Source organism: Acinetobacter sp. YWS30-1, assembly GCF_033558715.1.
In the GTDB taxonomy this organism is placed as follows: Bacteria; Pseudomonadota; Gammaproteobacteria; order Pseudomonadales; family Moraxellaceae; genus Acinetobacter.
This window is the reverse complement of the sequence record NZ_CP114606.1, coordinates 633,328-651,255: the sequence shown is the minus strand read 5'-3', so window position 1 is coordinate 651,255 and position 17,928 is coordinate 633,328. Positions and strand designations below refer to the sequence as shown.

At 43.9% G+C, this 17,928-nt stretch carries 13 protein-coding genes; 6 read left to right on the top strand and 7 right to left on the bottom strand.

Annotated features, from left to right (window positions below):
* Positions 1–2: 2 nt before the first annotated feature.
* Genes O4M77_RS03020 through O4M77_RS03005 form a run of 4 tightly spaced genes read right to left on the bottom strand, consistent with a single transcriptional unit; the run spans position 3 to position 6,564 of the window.
* Complete coding sequence (locus O4M77_RS03020) at positions 3–941, bottom strand: ABC transporter permease (protein ID WP_004783323.1); 939 nt, start codon at positions 939–941, stop codon at positions 3–5.
* A gap of 17 nt (positions 942–958) precedes the next feature.
* A complete protein-coding gene (locus O4M77_RS03015) occupies positions 959–2,962 on the bottom strand; it encodes a M3 family metallopeptidase (protein WP_323713803.1) in 2,004 nt (667 codons plus the stop codon).
* Between the two features lie 19 nt (positions 2,963–2,981).
* Positions 2,982–4,784 carry an ABC transporter substrate-binding protein gene (locus O4M77_RS03010; protein ID WP_323713802.1) on the bottom strand — a complete coding sequence of 601 codons (1,803 nt, stop codon included), beginning with the start codon at positions 4,782–4,784 and terminating at the stop codon, positions 2,982–2,984.
* Between the two features lie 22 nt (positions 4,785–4,806).
* Complete coding sequence (locus O4M77_RS03005; RefSeq protein ID WP_323714083.1) at positions 4,807–6,564, bottom strand: ABC transporter substrate-binding protein; 1,758 nt, start codon at positions 6,562–6,564, stop codon at positions 4,807–4,809.
* 725 nt (positions 6,565–7,289) lie between these two features.
* Between O4M77_RS03005 and O4M77_RS03000 the strand changes: the two genes are divergently transcribed.
* The 5 genes from O4M77_RS03000 (at position 7,290) to O4M77_RS02980 (ending at position 12,594) form a co-directional block, all read left to right on the top strand.
* Positions 7,290–9,947, top strand: a complete 2,658-nt coding sequence (locus O4M77_RS03000) for a TonB-dependent receptor (RefSeq protein ID WP_323713801.1) — start codon at positions 7,290–7,292, stop codon at positions 9,945–9,947.
* 137 nt (positions 9,948–10,084) lie between these two features.
* Entirely contained in the window at positions 10,085–10,789 is a 705-nt protein-coding gene (locus O4M77_RS02995; protein ID WP_175966796.1) for an energy transducer TonB, read from the top strand.
* 39 nt (positions 10,790–10,828) lie between these two features.
* A complete protein-coding gene (locus tag O4M77_RS02990; RefSeq protein WP_179992868.1) occupies positions 10,829–11,713 on the top strand; it encodes a MotA/TolQ/ExbB proton channel family protein in 885 nt (294 codons plus the stop codon).
* A gap of 15 nt (positions 11,714–11,728) precedes the next feature.
* Positions 11,729–12,154, top strand: coding sequence for a biopolymer transporter ExbD (locus O4M77_RS02985; RefSeq protein WP_323713800.1), 426 nt, complete (start codon positions 11,729–11,731; stop codon positions 12,152–12,154).
* Between the two features lie 20 nt (positions 12,155–12,174).
* Positions 12,175–12,594: a biopolymer transporter ExbD gene (locus O4M77_RS02980; protein ID WP_323713799.1), complete on the top strand. Its 420-nt coding sequence runs from the start codon at positions 12,175–12,177 to the stop codon at positions 12,592–12,594.
* A gap of 53 nt (positions 12,595–12,647) precedes the next feature.
* Here O4M77_RS02980 and ftn read toward each other — a convergent pair whose 3' ends face one another.
* On the bottom strand, positions 12,648–13,112 hold the full coding sequence (gene ftn, locus O4M77_RS02975; protein WP_004783337.1) for a heteropolymeric bacterioferritin subunit Ftn: 465 nt from the start codon (positions 13,110–13,112) through the stop codon (positions 12,648–12,650).
* A gap of 338 nt (positions 13,113–13,450) precedes the next feature.
* Here ftn and O4M77_RS02970 point away from each other — a divergent pair, with 338 nt between their 5' ends.
* Positions 13,451–14,518, top strand: a complete 1,068-nt coding sequence (locus tag O4M77_RS02970) for an SDR family oxidoreductase (RefSeq protein ID WP_034170652.1) — start codon at positions 13,451–13,453, stop codon at positions 14,516–14,518.
* 120 nt (positions 14,519–14,638) lie between these two features.
* Here O4M77_RS02970 and rlmF read toward each other — a convergent pair whose 3' ends face one another.
* Together rlmF and ligA are read right to left on the bottom strand one after the other, a co-directional pair.
* Entirely contained in the window at positions 14,639–15,613 is a 975-nt protein-coding gene (gene rlmF, locus O4M77_RS02965; RefSeq protein WP_159123532.1) for a 23S rRNA (adenine(1618)-N(6))-methyltransferase RlmF, read from the bottom strand.
* A 222-nt stretch (positions 15,614–15,835) separates the two neighbouring features.
* The gene (gene ligA, locus O4M77_RS02960) at positions 15,836–17,872 is read right to left on the bottom strand and encodes an NAD-dependent DNA ligase LigA (RefSeq protein WP_323713798.1); all 2,037 of its coding nucleotides are present in this window, start codon (positions 17,870–17,872) and stop codon (positions 15,836–15,838) included.
* Positions 17,873–17,928 lie beyond the last annotated feature (56 nt).

Below are 17,928 nucleotides of genomic sequence, written 5' to 3'. Positions count from 1 at the left end.
ACCTACTTCAACTGTACACGTGGATCGACCCATTTATAGATCAGATCGGCAATCAGGTTAAATAACATGGTCGCAGCCGCAACATAGACCGTAATCGCTTTAATTACCGGAAAGTCAGAACGTTCAACTGCGATAATCACTTCACGGCCAATGCCAGGAATACCGAAGAAACGTTCAATCAGGAAAGCACCGATCAGTAAAGCCGGAAGTCCCGCCATGACATCAGTAATGATTGGAATCGAAGCATTGCGCAGTACGTGCACGCCCAGAATGCGGCTTTCGCCCAGACCTTTGGCACGTGCGGTACGGACATAATCCTGATTGACTTCATCCAGAACAAAACTGCGGTAGAGACGTAAAGTCGGTGCAATACTCACCACCAGCATGATTAATACTGGCAATAGTGCATATTTGAATAAATTTTCAGTAAAGTTATCGCTCCAGCCCTGTACCGGGAACCAGCTCAGTTCATAAGCCAAGACGTACTGGAATACGATGATATAGACCAGAATACTGATCGACATACCGATGGTACACAGCATCATGATCATGCGGTCAGTCAGCGAACCACGCACTGAAGCCACCCCGAGCGCCAGAATGATTGAAACAATCGTTTGCAGAATCGTGAGTGGAATCAAAATGGTCAGTGATGGCCCCAAACGCGTGGTAATAATCTGGGATACCGACTCACCGGTACTCCAGCTCACACCATAATCAAAGGTCAAAATCTGCTGGATGAAAATCCACAGTTGTACGTAATAAGGTTGATCGACCCCGAGCTGCTGGCGGATATTTTCAATCTGCTCAGCATTGGCCATTTTACCGGCCAAGATATAGGCCGGATCTCCTCCGACCCAGTTAAATAACAGGAATATCAGCAGAATCACCCCCAGCATGGTGGGGATCATTTGCCAAATCCTTCGAATAATATATGCCAGCATCGCTTTCCTTCCTTGACTTAATGTCCTGAAATTTCATTAAAGAAAGCTTTGCTGTCCGGATCACGGCCCAGAAAATCCTTAACCATCTGATCGCCCGGCTTTTGTCCGCCTTGTGCTAGTACAGTCTCGCGATAGTGCATGCCGACTTTTGGATCCATCAGATGGTCACCATAAGCAGACAACATATCGAGTGCCAGCACTTCAGACCACATATAGCTGTAATAACCCGCCTGATAGCCACCCATCAAATGTCCGAACTGACCCGGGAATTGCTGACCTGGAACAGAGCCCAACGCAGTTTTACTTTCCATATCCTGCCAGAGTTTTAATGGATCAATACTTTTCGCATCTTTACCGTGCAGGGCCATGTCGTACTGAGCATATAAAGTCTGACGGGCATAATGCAGGCCGCGACCATAATTTTTCACATTCTTTAAGCGCTCGGTCATGGCTTCATCGACACGAGGACAAGCAGGTTCACAGTAATCCGCTACTTTAGATAAAGTCTCGAAACGGCGCGCCCACTCTTCATACATTTGCGAAGGTGCTTCAACAAAGTCACGCTCTACCGATGTACCTGACTGCTCGGTATAACGGGTCTTCGATAATATTCCGTGTAGCGCATGACCCATTTCATGTACAAAAGTCTCCAGCTCATTACTGTTCAGACCTTTACGGTTGAAGTTGGTCACCAAAACAGAGACCGGACGGCGATGATTTAAACGGCTGCCACCATAAACGCCCCAGACTGCAGCATGGCCATATTTGCCTTCACGCGGGTATTTATCGACATAAAGTCCGCCCATAAACTCACCAGTGGCTTTGTCATGCACGGCATAGTATTCAACTTCATCGTGCCAGGCTTTGACTTTTACCGGCTTGAATTCAATCCCATATAATTCGGAGGATACGGCAAATAACCATTTTTGCGCCGCTTCAGTCGGGAAATAATCACGCAGTTTTTCCTGATCTACCTTGTATTTGGCCTGACGCAGTTTTTCACTCCAGTAGCCTTGGCTCCAGCGCTCAATCTCTGCTTTTTCCAGCGGAATTTTTAAGGTTTCTGCCTTGAACTGACGTAATTCTTCAACATCCTGCTTTTCTAATGGCGCAACTTTGGCATAGACCTCATCCAGAAAACTATTGACTGCTTCTGGAGTTTTGGCCATGCGATCTTTTAGGGCAACATACGCATAGCTGTCTTTATCGAATAGCTGGGCCAGTTCATAACGCAGATCAATGGCCTTTTTCATGTATTCGAGGTTTTTCTCAGTCCCTCGGCGGGTATAGGCAGTCTGATAGCGTTTACGTGCTTCATCACTCTCTGCCAGCTCCATAAATGGCTGATATTCCGGATAGTCGAAGCCGAGCAGATAATTGCCCTTTTCATTTTTCTTTAAACCGGCGATATAGCTCGCAGGTAAACCTTTCAGTTCTGCAGCAGTGAATTCAACTTTTTCAGGATTATCACGTACATTCTTGGAATAGTCCTGCCCCAGTTTGGTACTTTCTTCAATAATTTCCTTCAGACGCTTCTGCTTCTCTGCGCTGAGTTGTACCCCGGTTTTTTCAAATTGATTCAGAATATCTTTCAGGAATTTCTCATCGACCGGATCTGTGGCTTTCAGTTTCTTGAACTGGGCATAGAGTTTTGGACTCTGATACATGGAAGTCAGGTATTTACTGATTTTCAGCTCACAGTCATCTGCTGCCTGACGCAAGGCCGGATCAGGATCGACATTACTATATAAACCGATAGGTGAAACAAAATCACCAATTGATGCCTGCAATGTATCCCAAGCTGCCAGATAAGGACGGGCTTCAGCCTTATTTTTGATTTTCTGGCTTTCAAATTTCTGGATATCTTTTTGCATTTTATCCAGATTGGCATCGCACAATGCCGGAATTTCTGCAGCCTTGAATAAAGGCAAAAGCTGGGTTTGGGTCTCTGCCATGACGGTTTGAGATCCCCCGATCATCGCCAGACAGAGTGTGGTAAATTTCAAGTGTTTTAATGTCATCATCATCTCCAGCTTTTTCTTACTTTTTAGTATCAATATCGATATACATCCATTCTGTGGACAGAATCGGATGGGACTTGTGTCCAATAACATGAGGTTGCGCTAGTGCATTACGGTAAGTGCTATACAGCATCATGGTTGGCATATTGACCTCTAGAATACGGGTCATTTTGCGATAAACCAGATCCCGTTCAGGACCCGGTGGCATGCTTTGACTTTGTTCATATAAACGGTCATATTCCGCATGCTTGAAGCAGGCATTATTGGTGACATTGACGTTTTTGCCATAGAACAACTGCATGAAGTTGTCAGCATCCGGATAGTCGGCAATCCATGCAGAGCTTTTAAACATGGTTTTACATTGCTTTTCCAGCTTAATGCCTTCAGCAAATGGCATGGCCTTACTGGTCAGTTTGATATGAATATTATCTAGGGTCTTTTTCCAGAATTCGCCCTGTTGCTGACCACGACTGGTATTGGCTGTAATCAGTTCAATCACCAGAGGTTTGCCTTCAGGAGTTCTCCGCCAGCCATCCGCACCGATCTTATAGTTATAGCGATCCAGCAACATGTTGGCTGCCTTGACCGAATATGGCGTACTGGTTTTATAAGCGGGTGAATAGCCTGCAACTCCTGGCGGAATAGGCATGTGTAGTTTTGCACCATCTCCTTTTAGTAATACGCTAATCATATTTTCAACAGAAAAAGCCATTGCCATCGCACGACGTAAGGCTATTTTTTCTGGCGTAAAGCCACCTACTACCGGATCTTGCATATTCCAATAATGGTAGTTAATCGATGGCTCCAACATGCGCGACAGCTTGATGCCTTGCTTGACCAGTTCAGGTTTTAACTTGTCACCATCCAATGCCTGCACGACCAGATCGCCGTCGATTTCAACCAGATCCAATTCATTTTTCTTGAATGACAACATCCGTGATTGGGCTTCTTCAATGACACGCACATCAATGGTGCCGATTTGAGGCATTTTTTTGCCCTGCATCGCACTGACAATCGCCTGGTCTGCTGCACTATTGGCTTTATAATTCCAGACAAAACCACGGTAAGCCGGATTCGGCTTTAAGATAATGCGTGATCCCGGTGTCCAGCGGCTAAGCACATAAGGCCCTGTACCGACCGGCTTACTCATTACCCAGCCAGCTTTGTCTTTATACTTTTCAATGACTTCGCGTGCAACTGCGGCAGCTGGACCGTGGGCCAGCAACATCGGAAAGTTCTGATCCGGATTATTCAGCTTGAGTACCAAGGTATAGCGATCTGGAGTCTGAATACCTTCAAATGGATTTTCATAGACTTTGCCATTTTTTTTCGCCATGGCTGTCCATGCTTCCAGCCCTTTGATCCGACCATCCAGCAACCAGCTATTTGGTGAATTAAGTTTTGGATCTAAGAGACGCTTTAGAGAATAGGCATAGTCATAGGCGGTCAGTTCACGTTTTTTACCGCCAAAGACCGGATCATCTGCAAAGTAAATGCCCTTTTTAACTTTAATGGTATAAGTCAAACCGTCTGCACTGACTTGAGGCATATCTACCGCAGTCAATGGCACCAGTTTCGCTGGTGAGGCCAGATAATCATAGGTATATAAGGTTTCGAAAATTGCCGAGTTAATCTTGGCCGAATAACGGTCATGGATATAACCGGGATCGAAACCGGTTTCAGCCGCAGGAAAGACCGTTTTTAAGACTTTATTCGGATTGGCAGGATTGGCAGCCCATGTGGGTGCAGCACCTGCCATCATTAAACTGGCCATTAAAACCCCACTGGCCAGCTTTTTTAAAGTGTTTGTATTCACATTCATACTGGTTCTTAATCTTCTCAAGTTATTTTTTAACAGGTTCAATATCCAGATATTGCCAAACTGCCCTGGTCACCGGATGTGCCTTAAAGCCCTGTACCTGTGGGTGAATCAGCCAGTTGCGTACCCGGGTATTGTGCAAAATCCACGGATTATCTGCCTCCATCTGGCGGTTCATCTGCTCATAATATGGAGTACGTTGCTGAGGCGGCAGTTTCATCGCAGTTTGATACAGCGCGTCATAGGCTTTAGAGGTATAGCAGCTCAGGTTACCTTGCTGGGCATTTGGGCCATACAGCAATTGGGCAAAGTTTTCCCCTTCCGGATAATCTGCAATCCAGGCGCCACCCCACATCATATGTTTGCACTGGGTGGCTTCTTTTAAATTGTCGGCAAAGTTACTGACTTTAAATTCAACTTTTACTCCGATTGCATCCAGGTTCTTTTTCCATAGTTCCGCAGAAATGACGGAAGAACTTGAGCTGGTCGAGTTCATTTTCAGAACCAATGGTTTGCCATCAGGCAAGGTACGATAACCATCGGCGCCTTTCTTGTAGCCAAAACGATCGAGCAGTTTATTGGCGAGTAATGGGTTATAGGCAATACTGCTTCTATAATTCGGGTTATATCCGCCCACGCCTTCAGGAAGAATCATTTCAGCTTTAACAGCATGCCCCTTATATAGCTGCTGGATGGCTTCTTTCTGGTTATAGGACAAGGCAATGGCACGGCGTAGTGCAATTTTTTCCAGTGAGTTCCCACCAATCACCGGATCACGCATATTCATGATGGTATAGGTGATTTCCGGTTCTTTATTCGGATAATGCAGAATGCCTTTTTTCTTGTATTCACTTTTCAGCTGTTTATTTTCCAGTGCCTGTTCAGCGCCGCTTGCAGTCAGTTTGTCATAGTCTAATTGTCCAGATTTTAAGGCCAGCCAACGTGATTGTTCTTCTTCAATGATACTGATCTTGACCTTGCCGATTTGCGGCATCTGCTTGCCTTGCATGGCTTTAACAATCCGTTGATCCCACTCTGAACCATCCCCCTTAAAGTTCCAGACAAAACCGCGATAATTTGGATTAGCGGTTAATTCAATACGGCTACGCGGCACATATTTATGTAACTGGTATGCCCCTGTTCCGACTGGATGCTGACCTACCCGATCGCCATAATGTTCGATGACTTCACGTGCAGTACCAGCAAAAGCGACATAGGCCAGAATGTAAGGAAAGTTCAGGTCTGAACGGGTCAGGGTAATTTGTAAAGTATATTTATCTAGAGCTTTTAAACCGGCAATCGGAGCATCATAGTTAAATTTGCCCGTTTTTTTGGCTTGTTGGATAACTTGATCCGCGCCAAGAATTTTGCCTTCGATAAAGGAAAAAGAAGGCGAATGATTTTTCGGATCCATCACCCTTTGCATGGAATAAATATAATCCCGAGCAACCAGTTCACGCTTCTTGCCCTGAAAGGCCGGATCCGGACTGAAATAAATTCCTGGCTTGATTTTAAAAGTATAAACTTTGCCATCCTGTTTAACCACGGGTAAAGACTCGGCGGTATTCGGAGCCAAAATTGCAGGCCGGGCCAGATAGTCATAACGCAACAAAGGCTCGAAAATGGCCTCAGCTACGCTACCACTATAAAAATTATAGGTTTTGACCATATCAAAACCATCATCAGGTGCTTCGAAAGCCAGGTTTAAAATTTTATCCGGATGTGCAGATGATTTTGCCCAGGCAGTTTGCCCCGAGCTCATAGCCAAGGCCAAAATCGTCATACTAAAAAGTGCTGATTTCAAATTTGTACCTATTCTTTATCTTGAAGTTTTATTGCTATAGGAAGTTTTAAATACATCATCCCATATTTGCTTCAATGGATGGGTCAAAGCTGGACAGATGGAATAAACTGAACAAAGCGAATTTCATGCCATCCTTGCAAAAAATAGGGATTTCTTCCTGTTTTTAACTGAAAAAAGTTTATTTTTATTAATTATTTAAAACATTATGAATAACATAATATTTTCCATGAATCATTAATTAAATTTTTATCCTTAAAATTCTCACTAAAGTTCATTTCGCACAAAAATAACTCAACCCTGTTTCATCTTATTGCACTATTGTATACCTTTAGGTAAACAATAAATAAACACAAGTACTTGTATTATAAATAATTTATTTTAAAAAAATATTGTATATTTTATGTAAAAATTATGCACCATGATTAAACTTTATTCAATTTCCCTCTCATTTTTGGACTACTTTCTTATTCATTAAATATTTATTTATTGCTTTGACAGGGGTCTCACTTCCTTCTTTCTTTAGATTCGATACACAGACTTCTTAATTTTTCTTCAGTATAACTCGACTAAATCAAACCAAATTCAATTAAATTAATATTTTTCAATTACTTAAAAATATAAAAATATAAAATTTTATAAGTTGGCATCCGCCTTGCTTAGATCAACCCAGCACTACTTCACATAACAAAAGGGTGAAATTTACGATGAAAAAAAATAAATTGGTCGGATCTATGGGGGCTCCAACCGTCAGCAAAAGACTACTCAAGTTAAGCGCACTCAGCTTAAGTATGATGTGTCTGCCGCTGGCCCATGCCGAAGAAGCTGCATCTGCTGAACAGCCAACTAAAGTTCAGAAAGTGACAGTGACGGGTTCATCAATCAAGGGGGTTGCTGCACAAAGTTCTTCACCAATCACCGTCATCAAAGGTGAAGATCTTGCGAACCAGGGTGTAACTACTGTTGAAGAAGCTTTAGTAAAAGTCAGCGCCAACCAGGCTGGTTTCTCTACTGCTCAAAATGTAGGTGCAAGTAATACTTCAGGTTCTACAGCCAACTTACGTGGTCTAGGCTCAGACAAAACGCTTGTGCTTTTAAATGGCCGCCGTCTTGCCTATAGTGCATTCAGTACAGATAGTACCAACTTAAACATCATCCCTATGGCGATGATTGACCGTATTGAGATTTTACGTGATGGTGCTTCTGCAGTTTATGGTGCAGATGCGATTGCGGGGGTAATCAACTTCATCACCAAATCTGAATACAATGGCTTAGGCGTTACCGGAGCCTTACATGAAACCGAACATTCAGGTGGTGAGAAACAACAGGCTGCGATCTTCGGTGGTTTCGGTGATCTGGATGAAAATGGCTTTAACGTCATGGGTGTCTTGGACTACCGTAAATCTAACCAGATCCATGCTCAACAGCGTAAAGTCAGCCGCCGTGGTGGTGTAATTCCTGAATTAGGTATTGATGCCGGCTCTGCAAGTGGCTTCCCGGCAAACATCTATGATCCAACCACTGGTTATTTAGGTAACCCATATCCAGATGACTGTAATAATGTTCCATGGTCTTCTCCAGATGACGGCTTCTGCTACCTGAATACGCAGGCTTTAATTGCGATCAAACCACAGGTTGAAACACTGTCTGCATTAGGTAAAGGTACATTCAAGCTTAATGATTCATTAAATGCGGTTGGTGAATACGTGTTTACACGTTCTGAAGTATCCACTTCAATTGCACCAGACGTTTATGGCCGTACCGTGACTTTACCTTCAAGCAGCCAATATTATCCAGGTAATGGTATTACTCCGGCTATTACAGATGGTGAGTTAAGCGGTGACCCACTTCAACTTTACCTCCGTTCTCAGGCAGGTAACCGTCAAAGTATGTCAACCAATGACTCACACCGCTTCTTTGCCGGTATTGAAGGTGAGGCATTAGGCTGGGATATCAACGCAGGCGTGTCATACGCGAAAAGCGAAGCAACTGATGAATTTACAGGTGGTTACTTACACCGTAGCAACCTGCAAACTGCATTGAATGAAGGTCGTATCAACCCATTCGGTCCAGCACGTCCAGGCGATACCCCTTGGGAATCATTTGTGATTAATGGCGAAACTAACATCGCCTCTTTAGAGTCTACAACTGCAGACTTTACGATTAGTCGTCCAATTTTTGAATTACCTGCAGGTGATGTTGGCTTTGCCTTCGGTGGCAGCTTCACGACTCAGGACTGGGAAGCGAAAGTAAACTCTGAAATCGTGGCTCAAGTACCAGGTTCTGGTATTGATCCGAGCAAACCAATCAGTAAGGGTGATCGTGACATCACAGCATTCTTCACTGAATTCCAGATTCCAATCTTGCCAAGTCTGGAAGCTCAAATTGCTGCCCGTTATGATGACTACAGCGACTTCGGTGATACCTTCAACCCGAAAGTTGGTCTTCGTTGGGAACCAATGAAGGAAGTCATGTTCCGTGCATCATATAGCACCGGTTTCCGTGCACCAAGCTTGTACGAAATCAACGCGCCAATCAGTGAAACCTGGACAGGTGCAAAATACAATGACCCTGTGTTATGTCCAGGTGGCACGCCAGTCGAACCTAAATACCAGGTTGAATGTAATACCCAGTTCAAGCGTACCCAAGGTGGTTCACCTGATCTGCAACCAGAAGAATCTACATCGTTCACTGCTGGTTTAGTATTTGAACCAATCAAAAATCTGGTTTTCACTGCTGACTACTTCAATATCGAGATCGATGGTCTGGTAGGTACAGTGGGTGAATCATCAATCTTTGATGATCCAGACCTTTATGCTGACCGTTTCGTACGTGATAGCGAAGGCCGTATCCAGCACATCCGTACTACCCTGATGAACTCTGGCGGTTTAAAAACTTCAGGTGTAGACCTGAGCCTGAACTACCTGACACCTAAAACATCTACTGGTCGTTTCGGTTTCGGTATTGATGGTACTTACGTGATCAATCTGGACTACCAAAGTGAACCAGGCGGTGAATGGTCTGGTCTGGTAGGCAAATATGAAGACCCGGCAGTAGTTCGCTGGAAACATGTTGCCAACCTGAACTGGTCTTATGAAGACTGGAAAATGATCTTTGAACAACAGTTCACTCGTGGTTATGAAGACTACTCTGGCGAACGTGATGTGGGTGACTACACACTTTATAACTTCGCAACAACTTATAAAGGCTTCAAAAACCTGGAGTTGACTGGCGGTATCCTCAACATCTTTGATGAAGAGCCTGCTGCATCTGATGTTCTGGATAACTTCCAATACGGTTATGACCCTCGTTACTCAGATCCTACAGGTCGTACTTACTACATCCGTGGTACTTACAAATTCTAAGACAAGCTTTCTGCAAATACAGCGCCATGCTGTATTTGCAGTATTCATATCATTTTAGCCAAACAAAAAATAATGCAGCTACATCAGCTTTGAAATAAACCGTTATTTCTTGTTTGTCTTAAATTCCAGGAGTCATGATGAGCACAACGTTTGAAGACATAGAAAAAAGCTCCGCCAAAAAGTTGACTGGAATTGGTGTCGTGATTTTCTTGCATATCCTGGTGGGCCTGGTGCTAATGGCAGGTATGGCAAAAGACATCATCAAACCGTCAGAAGAACCGGTTGAATTGATGATTATTCAGGATATTAAACCACCAGAACCAGAGCCACCTAAAGAAACCCCACCTGAGCCACCTAAAATTGTAGAAAAAGTGGCACAGGTTCCTGAGGTTAAACCGGTAGAAAAAGTGGTTCCGGTACAGAAAACACAGCCTACACCAACAGTCACTCAACCGGTTGCAGAACCAACGCCTGTAGCTGCAGCAACACCATCCCCAAGTCCGGTGGCTGCACCAGCTCCAGTTGTTGCAGCGGCACCTGCTGCTCCACCGCAACCAACTGGCGTTACACGCGGCGTATCTCAAGGTGAAGCTGGCTGTAAGCGTCCAGATTATCCACGTGATGCATTAATGAATGAAGAGCAAGGTAATGTGCTGATCTCTGTCTTTGTGAATACCGACGGCAAAGTGAAAGATGCCAAAGTAAAAAAATCCAGTGGCAGCCGTTCACTTGACCGTGCAGCGTCCAAGGCTTTCAGCTTATGTACCTTTAAACCTGCAATGAAAAATGGTGAACCACAAGAATCTTGGTACGACATTCCCTACGAATTTATCTTGGACTGATCCAGACAACAGATTAAAAACAAAATGAGGAGATTCATTATGAAAAACGCACGACACACTTTAAAAAATATCACTGCTGCAAGTGTCATTGCGGCAAGTACTTTACTACCTTTGCAAACCGTATTTGCTGAAGAATCCCCTACACCTGCAACGACAGTCACTGAAACGGCAACCCCAACTCCTGCGACTGTCGCTGAGCCTACACCGCCAGCACCTGCTGCAGCTGAAAAACCTGCCAGCAACCCTTATGGTCTGGAAGCCATGTGGAAAGAAGGTGACATGGTGTCTAAAGTGACCCTGTTCATTCTGGTGATCATGTCAATCGGTACCTGGTACATCATGATCACCAAGTGCTTGCAACAAGGCAAGATTCGCAAACAAGCCAAAGAAGCAGAGCATCAGTTCTGGGAATCTTCTTCATTGGACAATGCAGCGCAAAATCTGGATGAAGCCAGCGTATATCGTTTTATCGCTGAAAAAGGCATCAAGTCAACCAAAAACCATGGCGGTACTTTACTTGAGCGTATCGACTTTAATACCTGGGTTACGATTTCTATTTCACGCGCAGTCGACAAGATTCAAAGCCATCTGAGTGGCGGTCTGGCCTTCCTTGCTACAGTCGGTTCTACAGCACCTTTCGTAGGTCTGTTTGGTACCGTTTGGGGCATTTACCATGCCTTGACTGCAATTGGTATTTCAGGACAGGCATCAATCGATAAAGTTGCTGGTCCGGTCGGTGAAGCACTGATCATGACTGCAATCGGTCTGGCTGTGGCAGTTCCGGCAGTACTTGGTTACAACTGGTTAACTCGCCGTAATAAAGCTGTAATGGAAGAAGTTCGTACCTTCGGTTCTGACCTGCATGCTGTACTACTGAGCGGCGAAATCAGCTCAAACAATCCTGTTCACCGCGACACAAAATAAAAATGGGGGTCAACCATGGGAATGATGGTCAATTCAAACGACAGCGATGATGAGGTCATTGGTACCATTAATACCACGCCTCTGGTTGATGTGATGCTGGTACTGCTGATTATTTTTCTGATTACAGTACCGGTTGCAATTCATACCGTACCGGTCGATCTGCCTGAAGAACGTAATGTCCCGTATGAAACCAAGCCGGAAAATATCCAGCTGGCAGTCAATAAAAATGGCGATATTTTCTGGAATGAATCCTATATTCCGGACAAGGCAATTTTACTGACCCGTTTACAGGCAGAAGCCCAGAAACGTCCTCAGCCTGAGGTGCATATTCGCGGTGATCAAAGAACAGCTTTTGAAGCGATTGATCAGGTCATCAGTACTACCCAGCAAGCAGGTATTGGCAAGATTGCATTTGTCACGACCCCGCCCACTTCACCTTAAGATTGAGGGAGAATCCAGTTATGGGAATGAATGTTGGCTCAAATCAGGATGATGATGTAATGCTGGACGTCAACATGACACCATTGATTGATGTCATGCTGGTCTTGCTGATTATGTTTATTATCACTATTCCATTGCCGAATAATTTGATTAATATCAACCTGCCGAATGGTACACCACCACCGACTGAGGAAAAACCGCCAGAGATTGTGAATTTGCGTCTCGATGCTCAAGGCCAGATCTTCTGGAATGATCAGCCGGTGGCCAATGCTCAAGCGCTGGAAGCCTTATTCAAGACCGTGGCGCAAAAAGCCGATCAGGATCAGATTAAAATCAAGGCTGATCGTGCAACTGAATACAAGCATATCGCGATGGTGATGGCTGCGGCTCAGCGTCTGGAAGTGAAAAAAATCGGGATTGTCAGCAATAACAATTCTTAAATCTACAGAATCAAAAAACCCAGCATGTGCTGGGTTTTTTATTATTCAATATCTTACATTTGCGACTGGATATAGTTTTGCAGACCAATCAGCTCGATTAAACGTAACTGTTTTTCTAACCAGTAAGTATGGTCTTCTTCCGTATCTGACATTTGCTGGCGCAGCATGTCACGGGTCACATAATCACCCTTCTCTTCACAAAGTTTTACCCCTTGAGCCAGCTTTTCACGGACATGATACTCAAGCTTCAGGTCAGCTTTCAGGCAGGTCACCACATCTTCACCAACTTCAATATCGTCACGCTGCATATTTGGCGTACCTTCAAGGAACAGGACACGACGAATCAGGGCATCTGCATGCTGTGCTTCTTCCTGCATTTCATGGTCGATGCGTTCAAAGATTTTCGTCAGACCCCAATCTTCATACATACGAGAGTGAATCAGGTATTGATCACGAGCAGCCAGTTCGCCACCGATCAGCATATTTAAATAATCTACGACTTCTGGATTACCGCGCATTTGAATTACTCCCTGCTTTTATCATCTTATTATGGAGAAAAGATTTTTGATTTGCAAAAGTAAAATTATGGTAAATGTCTGATTTTTATATAATTAAAATGAGAAGCACTTGCATTTACGCTCTCTGTTCGGCCAAATCCCATTTATAAAACAATATCTTGCATTTTTCGTTCCGTTTTTATTCAATCCAGCAAGCTGGAATATTCAAACGTTAATTTTTGTAAATATTAATAAGCACTTATCTTGTTGCTTATTTTTATCTTGGACTCACCTGTTTGGCCTGGTTCATGCATAATTGTGCCTACGATGAAAGAAGTCAAAACAACAACGGTTTAAATATGACATTACAACATAGCACAGCACCTGTCCTGGTCACCGGCGCATCTGGCTATATCGCCAGTTGGGTGATCCAGAAACTTTTAAAACAAGGTTATACCGTACACGCCACTGTACGTGACCTGAATAAAACCCAGAGTTATACGCACCTTGAACAAATTGCAGACAGCAGCCCGGGGACCTTAAAGCTGTTTGAAGCTAACCTGCTCAAGCCCGGTTCTTTTGATGCGGCCATGGAAGGTTGTGAAATTGTCTTTCATATGGCCTCGCCTTTTGTGGTCACCAATTATAAAGATGCGCTCAAAGACATTATTGAACCGGCAATTCTGGGTACGCAAAATGTGCTGAATAGCGTCAATAAAACTGAATCTGTCAAACGTGTGATTGTCACCTCAAGTATTGCCTCAACGTATGGCGATGCGATTGATATTTTGCAAACCGAGCATACCAGTTTTGATGAATCTCACTGGAATACCACCAGTTCAGAAACCCATCAGCCTTATCCATATTCCAAAGTCATGGCAGAACGCAAAGCTTGGGAAATGGCGGAAGCACAGGATCGCTGGGACCTGATCTGTATCAATCCGGCACTGGTCTTTGGGGAATCCTTAACGCCTAATACTCAATCAGGCAGTGTGGAAGTTCTGCAACAGTTTGCCAATGGCATGACCTTGCTGGGTGTTCCACCAATGTGGAATGGTGTGGTGGATGTTCAAGATGTTGCGGAAGCCCATATCCGTGCTGCATTTAATCCGGAAGCGCATGGCCGTTATATTATCTGTAGTGAGACTTTGAGCCTGCTAGAAATGGGTAAAATCCTGCGTGAAGCGTTTGGTCCTAAATTCCCGTTTCCACGCAACCAGTTGCCAAAAACGGCCTTCAAGATTTTTGGTCCTCTGGCCGGCTTTAGCCGTAAATTTGTTGAACTCAATATGGGTTATCCAATTTTCTTTAATGCACAAAAAAGTAAGGATGAACTCGGTCTGGAATATCGTCCAGTAAAAGAAAGCTTGGTCGAACATTTCCAGCAATTGCTGGATGATGGTGTGGTGAAGAAATATATTCCTTAATTATACGAGCTCAAACCTGATCTGACAGTGACCGATTTTTTATGGTGTCTGTCAGATTAAATTTGAGCTACTACACCGACTTATGCGCCCACAAGCTCACTATTCCTGCATAAAAACAAGCTAAGCAGAAGTCCAACGCGCATTTTTCCACGCTTGCTGTTGCTTTGTATCTAGAAAAGTCCAAGCCACAAAACGACTCTCTTTTTGCCCCTGCGTCATTTTAATAGTTTTTACATCCACTGCACCGCACTTACGCAAGGTATTTAACAGCATAGGCAATGTGGTTTTCTTAGAAACCAGTGTACTAAACCAAAGACATTGCTCAGCAAACTGTGTGCTCTCTTGTACCATCTGGCAAACAAAGCGTTCTTCTCCACCGTCACACCACAGCTCGTTCTTTTGTCCGCCAAAGTTTAACACCACCTTAGAGCGATCAACCGGTTTGCCAAGTTTGCGTAATTTTTGCGTTGCTGTGGCATTTGCCTCATCTTGCGAAGCATGAAATGGTGGGTTACACAGGGTCAAATCAAAACGATCTGAAGGTTTAATCACACCTTTGAAGATATTGCTGGGTGTCTTCTGCAATCGAATCTGAATCCCCTTCCTGAGATTCGGATTTGCCTCCACGATAAATTGAGCGCTTTTAACCGATGCCGAATGAATGTCTGAGCCGACAAATTTCCAACCATAACTACGATGCCCAATGATCGGATAAATACAGTTCGCCCCTACCCCAATATCTAATACGTGAACGGCGTGTCCTGTTGGAATCTGACCGTTATTATTGAGACTTAACAGGTCAGCCAAATAGTGAATATAGTCGGCTCTACCCGGAATCGGTGGGCAAAGATAATCTTGAGGAATATCCCAATATTGAATGCCGTAAAAATGCTTGAGCAATGCTTTATTGAGCATTTTCACAGCCAGTGGATCAGAAAAATTGACTGAAAGATCGTTATATTGATTCGGGCTGACAAAAGGCGCAAGTTCCGGACAAGTCTTGATCAGCTGAGGAAAATCATAACGACTGCGATGCAGATTTCGTGCATGTAATTGCGATTTTTGTTGCGGAAAAGATTTCTTTGCTTGCGCCATGTGTATGCCAATCATCAAAGGGAGAACAGAATCAATCAGGCAGGATCTATACCTGCAAATGAATCTATTGTACGTGAATTCAACTTACATTACCGAACCCGTCCTTGTATTTGTCTATCCTCCCCTCTCATTCACCTATAGTTTTGAACTAGCAATAAAAAAGACACCTTAAGATTCATCATCCTGGGTGTCTTTTTTATTTGAGTCATTGTTTAGAGCTAATTATTCTTCGATTTGCCCATGCTCCTTCATCAAAGCAATAAATTGCGCTTCATTGATCACGGGCACACCGAGTTTTTCTGCTTTATCGAGCTTAGAACCGGCTTTTTCACCCGCCACCACGCATTTGGTCTTGCTAGAGACACTGCCACTGACCCGTGCACCTAAGGCTTGCAGTAATTGCGTCGCTTCATCACGTCCCATAGAGCTTAAAGTTCCAGTCACTACCCAGCTTTCACCATTCAGTGGTTGACGCGTTGGTGCAATTGGCGCATCCCAATGAATACCGGCAGCCAACAAGCGATCCAATACTTCCAAGTTATGCGGTGCCTGGAAGAAATCAACAATCCATTCTGCGGTAATATCACCCACATCCGGTGTTTTCTTTAAAGCGTCTACATCAGCACTACGTAAAGCGTCGAGAGTCTGGAAAGTATTGGCCAGCATACGTGCTGTCGTTTCACCTACGCCACGAATCCCGAGCGCATAAATAAACGCTGCCAATGTAGTTTTCTTGCTGTTCTCAATCGAATCAATGAGATTTTGAACGGACTTTTCACCCATTTTTTCGATTTGCAGTAATTGCTCACGATGCTCATGCAAGTGATAAATATCCGAGACATCTTTTAAAAGATTGAGATGTAACAGTGACTCCACCCAGCGATCGCCCAGACCTTCGATATCCATGGCCTTACGTGAAACAAAGTGGCGGATGGTTTCAATGCGTTGTGCCGCACAATACAGCTCACCAGAACAACGAGCCAAAGCTTCGCCTTCCGGCATCACGACTGGAGAATCACAGACCGGGCAATTTTCTGGCAAATGGACTTCGACTGCATCGGCAGGACGGAATTCTGGCCAGACTTTTTCAACCTTAGGAATCACGTCACCACTACGATAAACGCTGACGGTATCCCCGATTCTTACATCCAGACGGTGAATTTCACCAATATTATGCAGGGTCACATTGGAAACCGTCACGCCGCCCACAGCAACCGGATTCAATCGTGCCACAGGCGTTAGAGTCCCGGTACGGCCCACTTGCCAGTCAATATTTTCGACGGTGGTCAATGCAGCCACTGCAGGGAATTTATAAGCTGTCGCCCAGCGTGGTGCTCTACTAATAAATCCTAATTTTTTTTGTTGCTCTAAGCTATTTACTTTTACAACCATTCCATCAATTTCAACACTTAAATTAGGTCTCTCGATAATTAGTTGTTCATATTTAGCTTGTACTTCCTCAATACTGTTTACTACCCAATGGTTATAATTTTCAAATCCAAATTGCTCTAACCAATCTAAATTTTCTGCAATCGTTTCTATATTATTTCCAGGTTGACACTGAGCAATTCCATAAGCATAAAAAGCTAAGGGACGTGTTTTTGTTATTTGACAATCTAATTGTCTTAAACTACCTGCAGCAGCATTACGTGGATTTGCAAATTCTTTTTCACCATGCTTTTTTAAATGTTTATTTAATTTTTTAAAACCTGCTTTCGGCATTAAAACTTCACCACGTACTTCTAGTAGTTCTGGAGGTTTACAATTCCCTTCGCATAAAATTTTTGGCAGGTTACGGATAGTTTTGACATTCTGGGTAATATCTTCGCCAGTTTCCCCATCACCCCGGGTGACACCACGAACCAGTACGCCATGTTCATACCAGAGTGAAATCGCCAGACCGTCAAATTTCAGTTCAACATCGTATTCGATCTTTTGATTGGGTAAACGCTCTTCAATACGACGCGCAAAAGCAAATAGTTCTTCTTTGTTAAATACGTTACCTAAAGACAGCATTGGCACCGCATGCGTTACGGTCACGAATTTAGAAAGGGCTTGTCCACCTACTTTGACTGTCGGTGTGTCCGGCTGCTGTAAATGTGGATATTGTTCTTCTAAAGCTTTGAGCTGGTGAAAGAGCTGATCATATTCACTGTCTTCAATCGTAGGTTGATCCATCACATAATAAGCATGATTATGTTTGGCAATCAGTTGAATCAATTGACGCATTTGCGCAATGACAGTGGCATCTTGGGTCATAATTTCACCATAAAAAAGGGCGGAAAAGCCCGCCCTGTATATTCTTCAGTTTTGGC

What these genes read in the sequence shown, in the direction of transcription:
- O4M77_RS03020 (WP_004783323.1), bottom strand. Translation starts at nt 941, where the DNA reads ATGCTGGCATATATTATTCGAAGGATTTGGCAAATGATCCCCACCATG.
- O4M77_RS03015 (WP_323713803.1), bottom strand. Translation starts at nt 2,962, where the DNA reads ATGACATTAAAACACTTGAAATTTACCACACTCTGTCTGGCGATGATC.
- O4M77_RS03010 (WP_323713802.1), bottom strand. Translation starts at nt 4,784, where the DNA reads ATGAATGTGAATACAAACACTTTAAAAAAGCTGGCCAGTGGGGTTTTA.
- O4M77_RS03005 (WP_323714083.1), bottom strand. Translation starts at nt 6,564, where the DNA reads ATGACGATTTTGGCCTTGGCTATGAGCTCGGGGCAAACTGCCTGGGCA.
- O4M77_RS03000 (WP_323713801.1), top strand. Translation starts at nt 7,290, where the DNA reads ATGAAAAAAAATAAATTGGTCGGATCTATGGGGGCTCCAACCGTCAGC.
- O4M77_RS02995 (WP_175966796.1), top strand. Translation starts at nt 10,085, where the DNA reads ATGAGCACAACGTTTGAAGACATAGAAAAAAGCTCCGCCAAAAAGTTG.
- O4M77_RS02990 (WP_179992868.1), top strand. Translation starts at nt 10,829, where the DNA reads ATGAAAAACGCACGACACACTTTAAAAAATATCACTGCTGCAAGTGTC.
- O4M77_RS02985 (WP_323713800.1), top strand. Translation starts at nt 11,729, where the DNA reads ATGGGAATGATGGTCAATTCAAACGACAGCGATGATGAGGTCATTGGT.
- O4M77_RS02980 (WP_323713799.1), top strand. Translation starts at nt 12,175, where the DNA reads ATGGGAATGAATGTTGGCTCAAATCAGGATGATGATGTAATGCTGGAC.
- ftn (WP_004783337.1), bottom strand. Translation starts at nt 13,112, where the DNA reads ATGCGCGGTAATCCAGAAGTCGTAGATTATTTAAATATGCTGATCGGT.
- O4M77_RS02970 (WP_034170652.1), top strand. Translation starts at nt 13,451, where the DNA reads ATGACATTACAACATAGCACAGCACCTGTCCTGGTCACCGGCGCATCT.
- rlmF (WP_159123532.1), bottom strand. Translation starts at nt 15,613, where the DNA reads ATGGCGCAAGCAAAGAAATCTTTTCCGCAACAAAAATCGCAATTACAT.
- ligA (WP_323713798.1), bottom strand. Translation starts at nt 17,872, where the DNA reads ATGACCCAAGATGCCACTGTCATTGCGCAAATGCGTCAATTGATTCAA.